The organism is Anoxybacillus sp. J5B_2022 (genome assembly GCF_026847645.1).
GTDB lineage: Bacteria > Bacillota > Bacilli > Bacillales > Anoxybacillaceae > Anoxybacteroides.
The window spans coordinates 21783-38615 of record NZ_JAPSMC010000007.1; the positions used below are offsets into that span (position 1 = coordinate 21783).

The window sequence follows — 16833 nt, forward strand, 5'->3', positions numbered from 1 at the left end:
TTTTTATGGACGTTGCTGCAAGTAAAACAGCCCACCGTTAATGATGGAAATCGTAATTTTCGGTTTATATTGTTCTTCTAACGCTTGTTTTTCCATATAATAACATTCTGGTTTTTCTTCCATTTCTTCATAAAAATGATCTAGTAGCGCTAAGTCTTCGTTCCAGCGCGCGATCGCTTGTTCCGCCCACGTATGATCATCTTGTTCGATTTTTTTTCCGATATATTGCTCAAGGCGCGCCATTCCGCTTTGCGGTTTAATGATAGGAGAAATGGTAAAACAATAGTCCGGAATTTTTGGAGTTAGTGGCAGTTTCTGTAGTTTTTCATGAAACTGCTCGACGATCGTTCCGGTAATCAAATGCAGTCCGAGTGACAAAATAGTGTCTTTTTTTCGGTCGCATTGATACGAAATTTTGGCGTTTATCCCTAGCCACGGATGAAGTGGAACCGATGATTGAACGGAAGCGTTTGCTTCTTCGTACAGGCGAATATAGCTGCCGTGACGCTGTGCGGATTGAAATATTTGATGCAGCCTTGGAGAGCCGAAATGAAGCTGCTCTCCGTTGAGGGTCTTTGTTTTTTCATTCTGCTTTGTTATTAACGTCAGCTGCATCGGTGCCGGAGTGCCGCCCGTTCGCTCGATGTAATGCCAATAAAACGGGCGGTTCATCAATTCTTTATCCATTGCAACCGTCAATTGCACCGTTATATATCCGTCTTCGTTTTCGATAATGTCGCAGTCGTTCGCGCAAAAATACCGTTCAAGAAACTGTTGAATTTCATCTTGCCGCATATTCATCACCTCTAGTAAATTGATCCGCAAAATCAATCATTGCCGTTAAATTTTCCATTTTAATTTTCATTTCTCGCTCGTTGCGGGATTGGAAAATATCGTGCAAATATTCTTCGAAATCCGTCATGTTCATCTTTGTTAAAATATCGTCCAATTCACCAACGACCCGTTCAAACAGCCGAATTTTTTCATAGAGAAGCTTCAATACATGTTCTTCGACTGTATCTTTCACGGCAAAATTGTAAATATATACGTCATTCGTTTGCCCTAAGCGGTGTACGCGCCCGATGCGTTGCTCAAGCCGCATCGGGTTCCATGGAAGGTCGTAGTTAATGACATGATGGCAAAATTGTAAGTTAATCCCTTCTCCCCCTGCCTCAGTCGCAATGAGCACTTGTGCGCGGTTTTTGAATAGTTCTTTCATCCAATCTTTTTTTCCGCGCTTAAATCCGCCGCGAAACGGAACGGAGGAAATACCGTGCTGCTGCAAAAACCATTGCAAATATAATTGCGTCGCCCGATATTCCGTAAAAATAATGACTTTGTCGTTAATGCGCTGAATAAGTTCAAGTGCTTTTTCGGCTTTTGCATTGGTCGTGACGGCGTTTATTTTTTCGATTAACGTGTCAAAATACGCAGGTGGTTCTGGATATTTGCTCATCATATTTTTTAACGTAAGAAAGAGCGCTTCGCGGCTACTGCAAGCTTCGCGCAACATCGTTATAAGCGAAAATTGCCCGTCGTCTATTTTTAACGCGTGAACAGCGTCGTATAACTCCCGCTCTTCTTTGGAAAATTCAATCATCACCGTTTCGACATGCCGCTTCGACCATTCGATACCGGTATCAATGCGGCGATTGCGAATCATCACTTTATTGACAAGCGCTTTTAAGTGCTCATCGGTTTGCAGCGTGCGCCCCTTTCCGTACGTTTCGGCAAAGTAAGAAGCGTTTCCTAAATGGCCAGGCTTCAGTAAAGAAACGAGATGAAAAATTTCTTCGATTCGGTTTTGAATCGGGGTTGCAGTGAGCAATAAACAAAATTTCTTTTTTAAATGCTGTACGAATTCATAGTTTTTCGTTTTATTGTTTTTTAATTTATGCGCTTCGTCAATAATGACCATGTCATACTGCTGGGCATAAATGATGTCACGATGCGGACTTCGTTTTGCGGTGTCGATGGAGGAAACGACGACATCGCACTGTTCCCACACGTAGCTCTTTTTTTGCGCAACGGCCGGAATGAAAAACTTTTCGTTCAATTCCATCGTCCATTGAGAGACGAGGGAAGCGGGGACGAGAATAAGCACTTTTTTCACAAGCCCGCGAATCATATATTCTTTTAAGATCAGCCCGGCTTCAATCGTTTTCCCAAGTCCGACTTCATCCGCTAAAATCGCTTTGCCGTTCATCGTTTCGACGACTTGTTTGGCGACTTCGAGCTGATGTGGAAGGGGCGTTAAATGCGGCAAATGTTTCGGGGCTTGCAAGCCGTCAAAGTCAGGAACGGCAAGATGCTCTGCCGCTTCCAATGCTAGTTGATACATTTCCCAACTCGCCCACGGTCCGTCTTTTTCGATTCGTTCCAATAGTCCCGTTGTCCACGCGGAATCAAATGTAATCTCGACCATCATTGTTTCGTCTCCTTTAATACCGAACGTTTTTAGTTGAATAGGGAGTAATATATGTAAATAAACGATTGTTTACTGAAATTACTAATAAAAAGTTCGGGTATTTTTTGTCTGCCGCGCTGAATTTTTATTGCCCTTGTGCGCATATTAATGGTAGTATAATAATAAATTAGAAAGTTAAAAAAACTACAGCATCTTTTCCTATAGTTTGACCATTTTTTTGAAAATTATATATGGGCGGATGAGAACAAGGGGAGAGACTACAGCATGTAGCGCCGAAGGAGCAAGTGGCAACACGAATCTCTCAGGCAAAAGAACTCTTGTTTGACGCAGCTCTGGAGAGCGTTCACAAACGTGAACCACCCACGAGGACACCTATTACAGGGAAACTTTCAGGTGAAAGGACAGAGACTTCCATATTGCGATATATGGGAGTCGTCTGTCTTTTTTTATGAACAAGGAGGGAGCATATGTTACAAAGAACACCGCTATTTCCTCTGTATGCAGAGTATGGCGCAAAAACGATTGATTTTGGTGGCTGGGAGTTGCCTGTGCAATTTTCTAGCATTAAAGAAGAACATGAAGCTGTACGAACGCGTGCGGGGTTATTTGATGTGTCCCATATGGGCGAGTTTGAAGTGAAAGGAAAAGATAGTCTTGCTTTTTTACAAAAAATGATGACAAACGACGTTGCGAAGTTAACGGACGGTCGCGCCCAATACACGTTGATGTGTTATGAAGATGGGGGAACCGTTGATGATTTACTTGTTTATAAAAAAGCGGACGACCATTATCTTCTTGTGGTGAACGCTGCAAATATTGAAAAAGATTTCGCTTGGCTTCAAGAGCATGTCGTTGGCGATGTCGAACTTGCCAATATCTCGAACGATATCGCGCAACTAGCGCTGCAAGGGCCGCTTGCCGAAAAAGTGTTGCAACCATTGACGGCTACCGATTTATCTGCAATCAAATTTTTCGCTTTCTCCGATGATGTCGATGTCGCAGGGGTTCAAGCGCTCGTGTCGCGGACAGGATATACAGGAGAAGACGGGTTTGAGCTATATTGCCGAGCAGAAGATGCCCAAACGCTTTGGCGCACCATTTTAGAAGCAGGAAAAGAAGAAGGGGTACTTCCATGCGGGCTCGGTGCACGCGACACGCTTCGTTTTGAAGCATGCTTGCCGCTTTACGGGCAAGAGTTGTCAAAAGACATTACGCCAATCGAAGCAGGGCTTGGATTTGCGGTCAAAACGAATAAAGACGTTGACTTTTTCGGAAAAGAAGTATTAAAGAAACAAAAAGAAGAAGGAACGACACGGAAGCTTGTCGGCATTGAAATGATCGACAAAGGCATTCCGCGTCACGGATATGCGGTGTATGTCAACAATGAGCAAATTGGCTTCGTCACGACCGGAACACAATCGCCAACGCTTAAAAAAAATATCGGACTAGCGCTTATTTCTACTGCGTTTTCGTCACTTGGTACAGAAGTGGAAGTAGACGTTCGCGGGAAACGGCTAAAAGCGAAAGTGGTGGCGACACCGTTTTATAAGCGCACAAAATAATGTGAGGAGAGAGAGTTATGCTTCATCGTTATTTGCCAATGACGGAAGAAGATAAGCAACAAATGTTGCAAACAATCGGGGTACAATCCATTGATGAACTGTTTTCCGACATTCCAGAAAGCGTTCGTTTTCAAGGCGAGTACAACATTAAGCCAGCAAAATCAGAGCCGGAGTTAATGAAAGAATTAATGGCACTTGCGGCGAAAAATGCGGATATAAAGACGTATACCTCATTTTTAGGAGCAGGGGTGTACGACCATTACATTCCGACGATTGTTGACCACGTTATTTCGCGTTCGGAGTTTTATACCGCGTATACGCCATACCAGCCAGAAATTTCTCAAGGGGAACTGCAAGCGATTTTTGAGTTTCAAACGATGATTTGCGAATTAACCGGCATGGATGTTGCGAACTCATCGATGTATGATGGTGGAACAGCGCTAGCAGAAGCAGCGTTATTAAGCGCAGCGCATACGAAAAAGAAAAAAGTATTATTATCAAACGCGGTGCATCCAGAATATCGCGACGTCGTGAAAACGTACGCGAAAGGACCTGGACTCGAAGTGATTGAAATTCCGTACGAAAACGGCGTCACCGATTTAGAAGCGCTGCAAGCAGAAATGAATGAAGATGTCGCATGTGTCATTGTACAATATCCAAACTTTTTTGGACAAATTGAACCGCTAAAAGAAATCGAACCGATTGCTCATGCGCATAAAGGAATGTTCGTTGTCGCAAGCAATCCGCTTGCGCTTGGGGTATTGACGCCACCAGGAACGTTTGGTGCGGACATCGTTGTTGGGGATGCTCAAGCCTTTGGTATTCCAACGCAATTTGGCGGCCCGCATTGCGGCTATTTTGCGGTCAAATCGGCGCTGATGCGCAAAATCCCAGGGCGTCTCGTCGGACAAACGACAGATGAAGAAGGACGCCGCGGCTTTGTATTAACGCTGCAAGCGCGCGAGCAACACATTCGCCGCGACAAAGCAACATCGAATATTTGCTCCAACCAAGCGTTAAACGCTCTTGCTGCATCGGTGGCGATGACAGCGCTCGGCAAAAACGGCGTGAAAGAAATGGCGACGATGAATATTCAAAAAGCGCATTATGCAAAAGAAGCGTTCGTAAATTATGGGTTTGATGTCGTATTTACAGGACCGTTTTTCAATGAGTTTGTCGTTCGCATGAACAAGCCGGTAGCGGAAGTAAATAAAAAGCTATTGGAAAAAGGAATGATCGGCGGCTACGATCTCGGGCGCGATTATCCTGAATTGCAAAACTGCATGTTAATTGCGGTGACAGAATTGCGCACGAAAGAAGAAATCGACACGCTTGTGAAAGAATTGGGGGATTGTCATGCATAAAGACCAACCGCTTATTTTTGAATTAAGCAAGCCAGGACGAATCGGGTACAGCTTACCAGCACTAGACGTACCAGCAGTCGATGTCGCACAAGTCGTCCCAACCGACTACATTCGGCAAGAAGCACCGGAGCTTCCAGAAGTGTCGGAGCTTGACATTATGCGCCATTATACAGCGTTATCGAAGCGCAACCACGGGGTCGATTCCGGCTTTTATCCGCTTGGGTCGTGTACGATGAAATACAATCCAAAAATTAACGAAAACGTTGCCCGCTTTGCTGGGTTTGCCCACATTCACCCGCTTCAGCCGGAAGAAACGGTGCAAGGGGCGCTTGAATTAATGTATGACCTACAAGAGCATTTAAAAGAAATTATTGGAATGGATGCGGTGACGTTGCAGCCAGCAGCTGGCGCGCATGGGGAATGGACAGGACTGATGATGATTCGCGCCTATCATGAAGCAAACGGCGACTACAACCGGACGAAAGTCATTGTTCCTGATACGGCGCACGGTACGAATCCTGCTTCGGCTACGGTCGCAGGGTTTGAGACGGTGACGGTGAAATCGACAGAAGAAGGGCTTGTCGATTTAGACGATTTACGCCGCGTCGTCGGTTCAGATACAGCGGCGCTTATGCTTACAAACCCAAATACGCTCGGTCTTTTTGAAGAAAACATTTTAGAAATGGCGGAAATCGTGCATGCCGCAGGCGGAAAGCTGTATTACGACGGAGCGAACTTAAACGCCGTATTAAGCAAAGCACGACCTGGCGATATGGGCTTTGACGTCGTGCATTTAAACCTTCATAAAACATTTACCGGCCCGCACGGCGGCGGTGGTCCTGGTTCTGGTCCTGTTGGCGTGAAGGCTGACCTTATTCCGTTTTTACCGAAACCAACGGTCGAAAAAGGAGAAAAAGGCTATTATCTTGACTACGACAGACCGCAAGCGATCGGCCGCGTAAAGCCGTTTTATGGGAACTTCGGCATTAACGTTCGCGCGTATACGTATATTCGTTCGATGGGTCCAGACGGCTTAAAGGCCGTAACAGAATATGCGGTATTAAACGCCAACTACATGATGCGTCGCTTAGCGGAATATTACGATTTGCCATACAACCGTCATTGTAAGCATGAATTTGTGTTATCAGGAAAGCGGCAAAAGAAATTAGGGGTGCGCACGCTTGATATTGCGAAGCGTTTGCTTGATTTCGGCTACCATCCGCCAACGATCTACTTCCCGCTCATCGTCGAAGAGTGCATGATGATCGAGCCGACGGAAACCGAGTCAAAAGAAACGCTCGATGCGTTCATTGACGCGATGATCCAAATTGCGAAAGAAGCGGAAGAAACGCCGGAAATCGTCCAAGAAGCGCCGCATACAACGGTCGTCAAACGCTTGGATGAAACGACTGCCGCTCGCAAACCAATTTTGCGTTATCAGAAGTAAAACAAAAGGTGCCAGGCGTTTTTGCTTGGCACCTTATTTTTTCTTCACTTTTCCTGTCCACGTTTTAAATCCACCTTTTAAGTGGTACAAGTCACGGTAGCCTTTGCGGTAGAGCATTTGCGCCGCACGGCCGCTACGAAGTCCGCTTTGGCAATATAAATAAATCGGTTGGTCTTTGCGCAATTCGTTCATGCGCATGCGTAATTGCGTCAGCGGAATATTGCGTGCGCCTAAAATATGTCCAGCAGCGTATTCATCTGGTTCGCGAACATCGATGAGTTGTGCTTTCCGGTAGCCAGCGCGGAATTCTTCTTCCGTGAGCGTTTTCACCATTTTGCGCTGCATGAAATACATGACAGCAGAATAGGTAATCAAGGCGCCAATGATAATCCATAGCCATTGCATGAGCAACAAGCCCCCTTTTCTTTCAACATTCGACAAATCCTATTATATCGATGTTATACATCGGACGCAAAGCATTTTCGCTTTTCTTCGTCCACTTTGTTTGTTAAACTAATAGACGCAAAAGAAGGGGAAAGAAGGTGGAGAAGTGGAAAAAGAAAGATGGCGATTTATTGACTCGGGCGATTGTTCTCCAGCGTTTAATATGGCGCTTGATGAAGCGTTGTTAGAGTGGCATAGCGAAGGAAAAATTCCGCCGACGATTCGGTTTTACGGCTGGAATCCACCGACGCTTTCGATTGGCTATTTTCAAAAAGTCGAAAAAGAAATTGATATGGAGGCAGTGAAAAAGCACGGCCTCGGTTTTGTCAGACGGCCAACAGGTGGACGCGGAGTGCTGCATGATCAAGAATTGACATATAGCGTCATCGTATCGGAGGCACATCCGAAAATGCCGCAAACGGTGACGGAAGCGTATCGCGTCATTTCACAAGGCATTTTAGAAGGATTTCGTTTCCTAGGGCTTGATGCGTATTTTGCTGTTCCAAAAACAAAAGAAGAAAAAGCGGATTTGAAAAACCCGCGCTCGGCTGTTTGTTTTGATGCACCGTCTTGGTATGAGCTCGTTGTCGAAGGAAGAAAAGTGGCAGGAAGCGCACAAACGCGGCAAAAAGGCGTCATTTTACAGCACGGTTCGATTTTATTAGACTTAGATGAAGAGATGCTTTTTCGCTTGTTTAAGTATCCAAATGAGCGGGTGAAAGAGCGGCTGCGGCAAAACTTTAAACATAAGGCGGTCGCAATTAATGAACTAACCGAGCGGAAAATTACGCTTCCGGAGGCGAAAGAAGCGTTTTTCAAAGGGTTTGAAAAAGGGCTAGAGATTGTGTTAGAACCGTATACGTTATCGGCAGAAGAAATGGCGTATGTGAACGAGCTCGCGGAAAAAAAATATGCGAGCGATGAGTGGAATTTTAAACGATAAACGCGGAAAAATCCGCGTTTCTTCGTTTTCGTTGAAAAGCAACCAGCAAAATGTTTTGTTTATCGGGAAAATACGTCGATTTCGAACGGTTTTCTTTTGTTTTCTCTCGTTTCTCTCGTTTTTGTTATTTGACAAAATGAGAAATAGTTGACCTAACACACAATATATAGTATGTATCGATAAAAAAATCATACTATATATTGTTTTTTTGTTGGCGATATGGTAATTTAATCTAGACAGAATTTGCAGGCAGAAAGTGGACAATTTGAAAGAAGAGGAGAGATTGAAGAATGACGGTTGCGTCTTCTGAACGAATGAAATTGGATATTGCTAAACTAAATGCGGACATTCGCTTATTTCCGCAAGTGCATCCGATTACGGAGGACATGCACATTACGCATAAAGGCGTGTCGCGTTTAGTTATGCTTGACCGCTACTCGTTTAAAGATACGGAAAAATTAACGTTAAGCGTCGGAGATTTTGTCGTTTTAACCGTAAAGGAAGATCCGAAGTTTCCGGCGCGCGGGCTTGGATTTATCGTTGAGTTGGACTGGGAAAATAAAAAAGCACACGTGCTCGTTGAAGAAGAATATCGTCATGTGTTAGAAGAAGAGGAGGCGAAAACAGGCATTGTTGTTCGCTCGCTCGATGTCATTGAAAAGCCGCTTGAAATTTTTTATGAGCAAATTGCGAAACGGAACGCAACCGGGCTAGCTGCTGTTGAAAAAACAGAAGAAAAGCGGCAAGAATGGTTTGAAAAGTTTTATGAACAGCTCGTCAGCCTTAACTTTGTTCCAGCTGGACGCGTGTTGTACGGGGCAGGTTCTGGAACAGAAGTGACGTACTTCAACTGCTATGTGATGCCGTTTGTTAAAGACTCGCGCGAAGGCATTTCTGAACATCGAAAACAAGTGATGGAAATTATGAGCCGCGGTGGCGGTGTCGGAACGAACGGTTCTACCCTTCGCCCACGCAATACACTCGCGCGCGGAGTCAACGGAAAATCGTCCGGATCGGTATCATGGCTTGACGACATTGCGAAACTTACCCATCTTGTGGAACAAGGTGGCTCCCGTTAACAGAGCGCCATCGGCGGGAGTAAAATCTCGTGAATTGCTGGAACACCCTAAAGCCAATTGAACCACAACGTAGCTGGCAACGGCAGGCGTGATGGTGTGAAAATCAATTGGATGGAACAATGGGCAACCAGCAGCCAAGCATCTCTGGAAACGGAGATGAAGGTTCAGAGACTATCGAAACTTCCTGCTTCAAAAATGGAAGGAGTAGACTATCATGCTCGGAAACGAGATGATGGGGCACGAGACAAAGAGGCTTCTCTTTGATGAGATAGTCCGACCTCTAGTGAAAGCTAGAGAGTGTGGCAGAAATGACCACACCCACTCAAATGAGTGAGTAACAAATTGCGTGGCGCTCAAATGATTATGCTAGCCGATTGGCACCCGGACATTATTGAATTTATTATTTCAAAAATGCAAAATCCGCGCATTTTGCGCTATTTGCTTGAAAATACAGAAGATGAAGGTATTCAAAAAGCAGCGAAAGAAAAATTAAAGTTTACGCCACTTACCGAACAAGAACGCGCGATGTATCAAGGGATCGTCAACTATAAAAACATCCCAGGATACGGCGGCTTTTCAGAAAAAATTATTAAAGATGCGGAAGAAAAGTTGCGGACAGGTGGTACGTATAGCGTGCACAATCCGGACTTTTTAACAGGAGCGAACATTTCTGTTTGCTTAACGAAAGAGTTTATGCAGGCAGTAGAAAACGATGAAGAATACGAATTGCGCTTCCCAGATGTGGAAACGTACTCGGAAGAAGAAATGCGCATCTACAACGAAAAATGGCACGAAGTCGGCGATGTGCGCGAATGGGAGAAAATGGGTTATCGCGTTCGCGTCTATCGAAAAATTCGTGCCCGCGAGCTATGGAAGCTCATTAACATTTGCGCAACGTATTCAGCAGAACCAGGCATTTTCTTTATCGACAACGCCAACGACATGACGAATGCAAGAGCGTACGGACAAAAAGTAGTCGCAACAAATCCGTGTGGTGAATAGTTTGCCTCACGTAAAAAACTGCGGAATGAAGCAGGAACCCTGAGATGGGAACCTGAACCGAAGGCTGAGCCTAAAAACTCAGTCAGGGGCAACGCATACGGAGTGAACCTGTCTAAAAAGGCAGAATATAATCTCCGCAAGAGGCCGCAGCATTACACACGCTTTTCGCAAGGACGGTGTACTGCCGGATGAATAGGGGATATGCCGGATTTTACAGAGGTTTTTATTTGAGAAGTTCTTATGAATATGCATATGCCAAATATTTAGATTATCATTCAATTCAATGGGGCTACGAGGATCAAGTTTTTGATCTAGGTTATAGGTTATATAAACCAGACTTCTTTATTTACGATAATAATGGGAATGTTTGCAGAATAGTGGAAGTTAAATCAAGGAACAAGAAGGAGATAGAAAAGGCTTTAAATGATTTAACTGAAATTCATCGTAAATATGGCATTGAATGTGAGCTAGTTTCTTATGAGAAACTGCGAGTAATCTATGAACATTTGCCTTTTACGTTGACGGGTACTATCGAAGAATGGATAAATTCAAATGAGACTACTATTAGTAAAGTCGCTTCTGGTAGTTTAAACGGTCATTACAGTATGAAGCATCGAGAGGATACAAAGAAAAAAATTGGTGAACATACAAAGAAGTTGTGGGAAACTGATAGCTATGCAAAGCAAAGAATGTTAGAAGGTTTAAGAAAGTCTGGATTATCACAAAAAGGAAAGATTAAAATTCCTAGGGAAAAAAGGGTTTGCAAGAACTGCGGTGACTGCTTCACTGTAATAAAAACTTCATCAAGAAAATTTTGTAGTCAATCTTGTGCTGGGAAGAATGCAATAAAAAAAGCGACTGAAGTGTACGTTAGTAAAAGGGAGATATTACATGTCGAAATAAGAGATTACACTATTCAATGGTCGAAACTAAATAAAGAGATTGTTCTCAATGCTAAGTTGAATAAAGTTAGTACAGTTATTGCCCCATTATTAAATGAAATTCACGATTTGTTTGGAGTAAAGGATCTTAGAGTGATTTCAAAAGCTGTTTTTGGAAAAGATTTAGGGAGAAAAGAACTTCTTAAGTTTATGAAAAGCGTGTGTAATGAAAACGTATGCTGAGCTAACGGGAAATGAACCGTTAGAGCTATCGGATAAAAAGCCGATAGGGTAACATAAGCTGGAACAACCACTCGCACCTTATTCTGTGTGCAATTTAGCTGCGATTAATTTGGCGAATATGGTCGATAAAGAAAAGAAAGTCGTCGACTATGAAAAATTAAAGCGGACGGTTGAAGTCGGTGTCCGTATGCAAGATAACGTCATTGATGCAACCCCATACTTCCTTGAGGAAAATAAAAAGCAAGCGCTCGGGGAGCGCCGCGTCGGTCTCGGCGTGATGGGATTAGCTGATTTGCTCATTTATTGCGAAAAAGAGTACGGCTCTGAAGAAGGCAATCAGTTAGTGGACGAGCTGTTTAAAACAATTGCGACAACGGCATACCGCGCGTCGATTGAGCTCGCAAAAGAAAAAGGAAGCTTTCCGTTTTTAGTTGGCGAAACAGAAGAAGAAACGATGAAACTGCGTGAAGCGTTTATTCACACCGGTTATATGAAAAAAATGCCGGACGATATTCGCCAAGATATTTTAACATACGGCATTCGCAACTCGCATTTGCTGACCGTGGCTCCGACGGGTAAGTAGTTGCCCCCTGTATTTGTAAAAATACAGTGAAAACTCGGCTATATGCGGGGAAATCTGGCGTATCTCTTGCTACCTGTGCCTTGCCAGCACATTAAAGAGGTAAAAATGCAAGAGTGTTGGGTTATCCTACCAGACAATCCGCAGGGAAGTCGTGGCTGACCCCTCAACGACTATACGCCGAGCAACCAAATCTTGTGACAGGAACACTTGTTCTGTTTTATAATAATCATATTAGGACAGAAAAGGAGAGATGTTCCTGTGAAGAAAAAATGTCTTAATTGCGATGAAGAAATTTATGTAAAACCTAGTCACTTTGAAAGAAAAAAGTTTTGTTCTCGATCTTGCAAAACAGAGTATCAAAAAAAGAATCCACCATTATTTTGGAAAAAGATGAGTAAAAAAATTAAAGTTTTTTGCTCGTTTTGTGGAAGGGAAATGCTTCGAAAGCCTTCTATTATTCAAAAAAATAATTTTTGTAACAAACAATGTAGGAGAATGTATCTAATACAGAACGCCCATCAAATTAATCAACACTTGAGAAAACGTGTCGAAAAAATTTGTGAAACTTGCGGAAAAACGTTCGATGTCCCAGAAAATCGAAAATTAAGCGCAAAATATTGTTCGAGAACATGTCTAGGCAAAGCGAACGGGGAAAGAGGAAAAGCTCAATATAAAAAGCGAATTATTGTCACATGTAATAATTGTGGCAAAAAAATCGAGAAAAAACCTTCTGTTGTTAGAAACCTTAATTTCTGTTCTGTGCATTGCATGAGCAATTATTATGAAAGAACTGGGATGTTCTCTGGAGAAAACAATGGTGCTTGGGCAGGAGGAGATATAGAATATTATGGGCCCAATTGGAGAATTCAGCGTAGAAAGGCTAGAGAACGAGATAATTTTACTTGTCAAGATTGTGGGATAACAGAAGCGGAATATGGGCGTGAATTATCAGTTCATCACATTATACCATTTAGGGCTTTCAATGGTGATTGGGCAAAGGCAAATGAATTATCTAATTTAATTACCTTATGTGAATATCCTTGTCATCGCAAAAGACATTCACAAGAGATTTGGTTGAAGATATAGTCTGACCCATATGGCGACATATGGAGTGAGTGATTTATTCATTCACCTTCTATTCTAAAATATTGCTTAGATAGAAGTAACACAAGTGAGTACCGGAACCATGATCGGCGTGTCCACAGGGCTTGAACCATATTTTTCCTTTTCTTATTATCGAAGCGGCCGTCTTGGCAAGTTTATTGAAGTGAAGGCGGATATCGTCCAAGAATATTTGGACAACCATCCAGAAGCAGATCCGAACAATTTGCCGCATTGGTTTGTAACCGCGATGGATTTACCGCCGGAAGCGCATGCCGATGTGCAATGCATCATCCAGCGCTGGGTCGACTCCAGCCTCTCAAAAACAGTGAACGCACCGCGCGGCTATACGGTCGAGCAAGTGCAAAAAGTGTACGAGCGGTTATGGAGAGGCGGCGCAAAAGGCGGTACGGTCTATGTTGACGGCAGCCGCGATGCGCAAGTATTGACATTAAAGGCGGAAGAAAATGCAGTCGAAGAACAGCTTGAATTAATTCCAGAAGAACCGAAAAAACGAACCGTTGCCCTCGTTGAAACGATTCCAGATTTACGCGCAACCGACGTTACGATCGGCTCGGAAGTCGGAAACATTTGTCCAGTATGCCGCGAAGGAACGGTCGAAGAAATCGGCGGCTGCAACACATGCACAAGCTGCGGTGCGCAATTAAAGTGTGGATTATAACATAAAGGGGGTGGAAATTTCCGCCCCTTTCTTAATATAAAAAGTTGGCTCTGCAGATGTCCTTGTCAATTTACTGTCCCATGATATAATAATACTGATTGCTATTTTTGATAGTATTGGTTTATGGGAGGGGACTGTTATGCCGACACCAAGCATGGAGGACTATATCGAACAAATTTATATCCTAATTGAAGAAAAAGGATATGCCCGCGTATCAGATATTGCCGAGGCATTGTCCGTTCATCCCTCCTCTGTCACAAAAATGGTGCAAAAACTCGATAAAGACGAATATTTAGTATATGAAAAATATCGTGGGCTCGTATTAACCGCGAAAGGAAAAAAAATCGGCAAGCGGCTCGTGTACCGCCATGAGTTGCTAGAGCAGTTTATGCGCATCATCGGCGTTGATGAGGAGAACATTTATCGCGACGTGGAAGGAATCGAACACCATTTAAGTTGGAATGCCATCGACCGCATCGGCGATTTAGTGCAATATTTTCAAGAAGATCCCGAACGTATTCAAGCGCTTCGCACGATTCAAAAACAAAATGAGCAGACGGTAGAGTAAGGTTTCTTACTCTTTTTTTATTTTTACACCTAAATCTCCCGTCTCCCTCTTATACATATATAAAATCGCCAGAAGGGGGAGAACTGCGTGGACGTAGACATCGTGTTTTCAGGAGGCGGAGTGAAAGGATTTGCGCTTATTGGGGCGTACCAGGCGCTTGAAGAAAAAGGAATGACGCCAAAACGGATAGCAGGAACGAGCGCTGGTTCGCTCATTGCTGCCCTTATCGCCGCTGGGTATACGAGCGACGAAATGATTGCGATGATCGACGAGCTAGACTTGCGAAAGCTGCTTGATGTGCGAAAACTAGCTGTATCGTTTCCCCTGATGAAATGGGTTTTCTTATATTGGAAAATGGGATTGTATAAAGGAAAAATGTTAGAAGAGTGGCTCGAACGTGCGTTAGCAGCAAAAGGAGTACGAACGTTTGCTGATTTGCCAAAAGACCGTTTACATATCGTCGCTTCTGACGTTACGAACGGCCGTATCCTCGTCTTGCCTGCCGACTTGCCGCAATATGGCATCGACCCGAATACGTTTTCCGTAGCGAAAGCGGTGCGAATGAGCACAAGCATCCCATATTTTTTCGAACCAGTGAAAATCGAGACACCGCAAGGAGCATGTGTTGTTGTTGATGGTGGTGTGTTAAGCAACTTTCCGCTTTTTTTATTTGACGACGAAAAGCAAATGAAAAAACGCCCTGTCCTCGGCATTCAACTGAGCGCCAAACTAGAAGAACGACCAAAAAAGAACATTCGCAACGCAATCGAACTGTACGAGGCGTTATTTAACGCGATGAAAGAAGCGCATGACGCCCGTTACATTTCGCGACGGCACGAAAAAAATATCGTCTTTATTCCTATCCGACACGTTCTATCGACGGAATTCGCAATGACAACCGACGTTCGCGACAAGTTAATTGTATACGGCAAACAAAAAACAGAACAGTTTTTAAAAAAGTGGACATACTAAAAAATCGGGCTAAAACGAAGCCCGATTTTTCTTTTTTCCCTTCTTCCCTTCGATGACAGTTAAATGTGTTGTGCTGCGTTTTTTCGGTAAACGGTGGTGCGTTCCTTTTTTCGAATGGGATAATTTCGCCGGCACTTTCCCTCGCTCCACATGCCGTTTTTTTGACTGTTGTACGGCCTTTAAATAAGCGGCTCTCTCTTTATCCATCCGTCGCTGATAAACAAAATAGTAAATGGCGTAAAGCAAGGCTACAATCAACCCGATAAAAATGATGCGACGGAAAAGCAATGCCGGCTGTGCAAACAACGTATACACTAACCCAAACGCTCCAAGAAAAAGGACAATCCCAATCAACGGATGAGTCGTACGCCGAAACATTCCGCCCCCACCTCCTTTGAAAAATTAACGAGCGACTTTTGTTGCTTCCTGTTCCTCTAAACGAAGCAATTGTTGAAACGATGCGATCGCTACTTCCACTTGGTCATCGGTCGGTTCTTTTGTCGTCAACAGCTGTAGCCATAACCCTGGATATCCGAGCCAGCGCAATACTGGCACATTTCTTAGTCGGTTTGTAAACTGCAACACTTCAAACGAAATGCCGAGAACGACCGGAATTAGCGCGAGACGGTTCACAATTCGCACCCAAAGCGGATCGACCGGAACGAACATATACACGAATACGCTGACGATGACAGTAAATAAAATAAAACTGCTGCCGCAGCGGTAATGGAGCCGCGACTGTTGTTGAACGTGCTCGACGGTCAACGGTACCCCGTTTTCAAACGCGTTAATAACTTTATGTTCCGCCCCGTGGTATTGAAACACTCGTCTAACAAGCGGAGTCAACGAAATAAAGTAAATATACAACAGCAACAATAACAGCTTAAAAGCCCCTTCGACGAAAATTTGCGCCATTTTTGATGGAAAAATAGGTTTCGTAAAGTTCGCTAAAAAAGCTGGAATCATCGTAAATAGAAATTTACCAAACAAAAAGGATAAAATCCCTACAACAGCGACGCTTAAAACGATCGATAACCTCGAACTCTCTTTCTTTGCTTCGTTCTGTATGTTATCCTCGTTTGGGTCTAAATCGTAACGCTCGCTCGCAAATTGAAAATGTTTTGCCCCGTTTGCACTTGCTTCTAAAATGGCAATAATCCCGCGAATAAACGGAATTTTTTTCAGCGTCGCCAACGTTGGATTCGTTTGCCGAGGCACATGAAAAAATTCGATTGATTTGTCTTTGCGGCGAATCGCGGTCACAGAATGCCTTCTTCCTGCGAACATGACTCCTTCGACAACCGCCTGTCCGCCATATACCGGTTTCATCGCTTTCTCCATTGTTTACACCAACCTATTTCAATTTTGTTTGTCGTCTCTGCCTTCCTTATTATTTTATTCTACAAGAAATAGTCGGAAACCTCTAGGTTGATGTTATGATTATCATTGCCAAAAATAAAAATGGATAGACATGGTATTTGCAAATTTATTCATGAGCTTGCTCGCCAAAGGCCATACTAAAAACGGAGGTGGC

The 16833-nt window shown here is 43.7% G+C and carries 13 protein-coding genes, 4 pseudogenes and 1 riboswitch; of the genes and pseudogenes, 12 read left to right on the forward strand and 5 right to left on the reverse strand.

From position 1 onward, the window contains the following. Nucleotides 1-3: 3 nt before the first annotated feature. Together M4I42_RS03520 and M4I42_RS03525 are read right to left on the reverse strand one after the other, a co-directional pair. Nucleotides 4-795 (reverse strand): YqhG family protein, encoded by a 792-nt coding sequence (locus M4I42_RS03520; RefSeq protein WP_268850867.1) that lies wholly within the window; start codon nucleotides 793-795, stop codon nucleotides 4-6. Continuing rightward, a complete protein-coding gene (locus M4I42_RS03525; protein WP_268850868.1) occupies nucleotides 782-2428 on the reverse strand; it encodes a DEAD/DEAH box helicase in 1647 nt (548 codons plus the stop codon). Before M4I42_RS03525 ends, M4I42_RS03520 begins: the two co-directional genes overlap by 14 nt. A gap of 238 nt (nucleotides 2429-2666) precedes the next feature. Beyond that, nucleotides 2667-2755: riboswitch (glycine riboswitch) on the forward strand. A 140-nt stretch (nucleotides 2756-2895) separates the two neighbouring features. Here M4I42_RS03525 and gcvT point away from each other — a divergent pair. The 3 genes from gcvT to gcvPB are packed head-to-tail and all read left to right on the forward strand — an operon-like array spanning nucleotide 2896 to nucleotide 6801. After that, nucleotides 2896-3990: a glycine cleavage system aminomethyltransferase GcvT gene (gcvT, locus tag M4I42_RS03530; RefSeq protein ID WP_268850869.1), complete on the forward strand. Its 1095-nt coding sequence runs from the start codon at nucleotides 2896-2898 to the stop codon at nucleotides 3988-3990. A gap of 17 nt (nucleotides 3991-4007) precedes the next feature. Then, nucleotides 4008-5354, forward strand: a complete 1347-nt coding sequence (gene gcvPA, locus M4I42_RS03535; RefSeq protein WP_268850870.1) for an aminomethyl-transferring glycine dehydrogenase subunit GcvPA — start codon at nucleotides 4008-4010, stop codon at nucleotides 5352-5354. After that, nucleotides 5347-6801, forward strand: a complete 1455-nt coding sequence (gcvPB, locus tag M4I42_RS03540; RefSeq protein ID WP_268850871.1) for an aminomethyl-transferring glycine dehydrogenase subunit GcvPB — start codon at nucleotides 5347-5349, stop codon at nucleotides 6799-6801. Before gcvPA ends, gcvPB begins: the two co-directional genes overlap by 8 nt. A gap of 33 nt (nucleotides 6802-6834) precedes the next feature. Here the strand turns inward: gcvPB and M4I42_RS03545 are convergent, their stop codons facing one another. Continuing rightward, nucleotides 6835-7206 carry a rhodanese-like domain-containing protein gene (locus M4I42_RS03545; protein WP_268850872.1) on the reverse strand — a complete coding sequence of 124 codons (372 nt, stop codon included), beginning with the start codon at nucleotides 7204-7206 and terminating at the stop codon, nucleotides 6835-6837. Between the two features lie 145 nt (nucleotides 7207-7351). On the opposite strand from M4I42_RS03545, the gene M4I42_RS03550 reads away from it, so the two are divergent. The 9 genes and pseudogenes from M4I42_RS03550 to M4I42_RS03590 all read left to right on the forward strand — a co-directional run bounded on the left by M4I42_RS03550 (nucleotide 7352) and on the right by M4I42_RS03590 (nucleotide 15299). Next, nucleotides 7352-8188, forward strand: coding sequence for a lipoate--protein ligase family protein (locus M4I42_RS03550; protein ID WP_268850873.1), 837 nt, complete (start codon nucleotides 7352-7354; stop codon nucleotides 8186-8188). Nucleotides 8189-8478: 290 nt separating this feature from the next. Further along, nucleotides 8479-9264, forward strand: a pseudogene (locus M4I42_RS03555) (ribonucleotide reductase N-terminal alpha domain-containing protein); the annotation flags it as partial. Nucleotides 9265-9612: 348 nt separating this feature from the next. Beyond that, nucleotides 9613-10266: pseudogene (locus M4I42_RS03560) on the forward strand (vitamin B12-dependent ribonucleotide reductase); the annotation flags it as partial. A 230-nt stretch (nucleotides 10267-10496) separates the two neighbouring features. Beyond that, nucleotides 10497-11393, forward strand: a complete 897-nt coding sequence (locus tag M4I42_RS03565) for a restriction endonuclease (RefSeq protein ID WP_268850874.1) — start codon at nucleotides 10497-10499, stop codon at nucleotides 11391-11393. Nucleotides 11394-11454: 61 nt separating this feature from the next. Continuing rightward, nucleotides 11455-11970, forward strand: a pseudogene (locus tag M4I42_RS03570) (vitamin B12-dependent ribonucleotide reductase); the annotation flags it as partial. A gap of 264 nt (nucleotides 11971-12234) precedes the next feature. Further along, entirely contained in the window at nucleotides 12235-13062 is an 828-nt protein-coding gene (locus tag M4I42_RS03575) for an HNH endonuclease (RefSeq protein ID WP_268850875.1), read from the forward strand. An 88-nt stretch (nucleotides 13063-13150) separates the two neighbouring features. Next, a pseudogene (locus M4I42_RS03580) lies at nucleotides 13151-13759 on the forward strand (vitamin B12-dependent ribonucleotide reductase); the annotation flags it as partial. A 139-nt stretch (nucleotides 13760-13898) separates the two neighbouring features. Continuing rightward, nucleotides 13899-14327, forward strand: a complete 429-nt coding sequence (mntR, locus tag M4I42_RS03585; RefSeq protein ID WP_268850877.1) for a transcriptional regulator MntR — start codon at nucleotides 13899-13901, stop codon at nucleotides 14325-14327. Between the two features lie 87 nt (nucleotides 14328-14414). Further along, nucleotides 14415-15299 carry a patatin-like phospholipase family protein gene (locus M4I42_RS03590; RefSeq protein ID WP_268850878.1) on the forward strand — a complete coding sequence of 295 codons (885 nt, stop codon included), beginning with the start codon at nucleotides 14415-14417 and terminating at the stop codon, nucleotides 15297-15299. Nucleotides 15300-15308: 9 nt separating this feature from the next. On the opposite strand, the gene M4I42_RS03595 is transcribed toward M4I42_RS03590, so the two are convergent. Further along, nucleotides 15309-15677 carry an SA1362 family protein gene (locus M4I42_RS03595; RefSeq protein WP_268850879.1) on the reverse strand — a complete coding sequence of 123 codons (369 nt, stop codon included), beginning with the start codon at nucleotides 15675-15677 and terminating at the stop codon, nucleotides 15309-15311. A gap of 24 nt (nucleotides 15678-15701) precedes the next feature. Next, complete coding sequence (locus M4I42_RS03600; RefSeq protein WP_268850880.1) at nucleotides 15702-16640, reverse strand: DUF1385 domain-containing protein; 939 nt, start codon at nucleotides 16638-16640, stop codon at nucleotides 15702-15704. Nucleotides 16641-16833 lie beyond the last annotated feature (193 nt).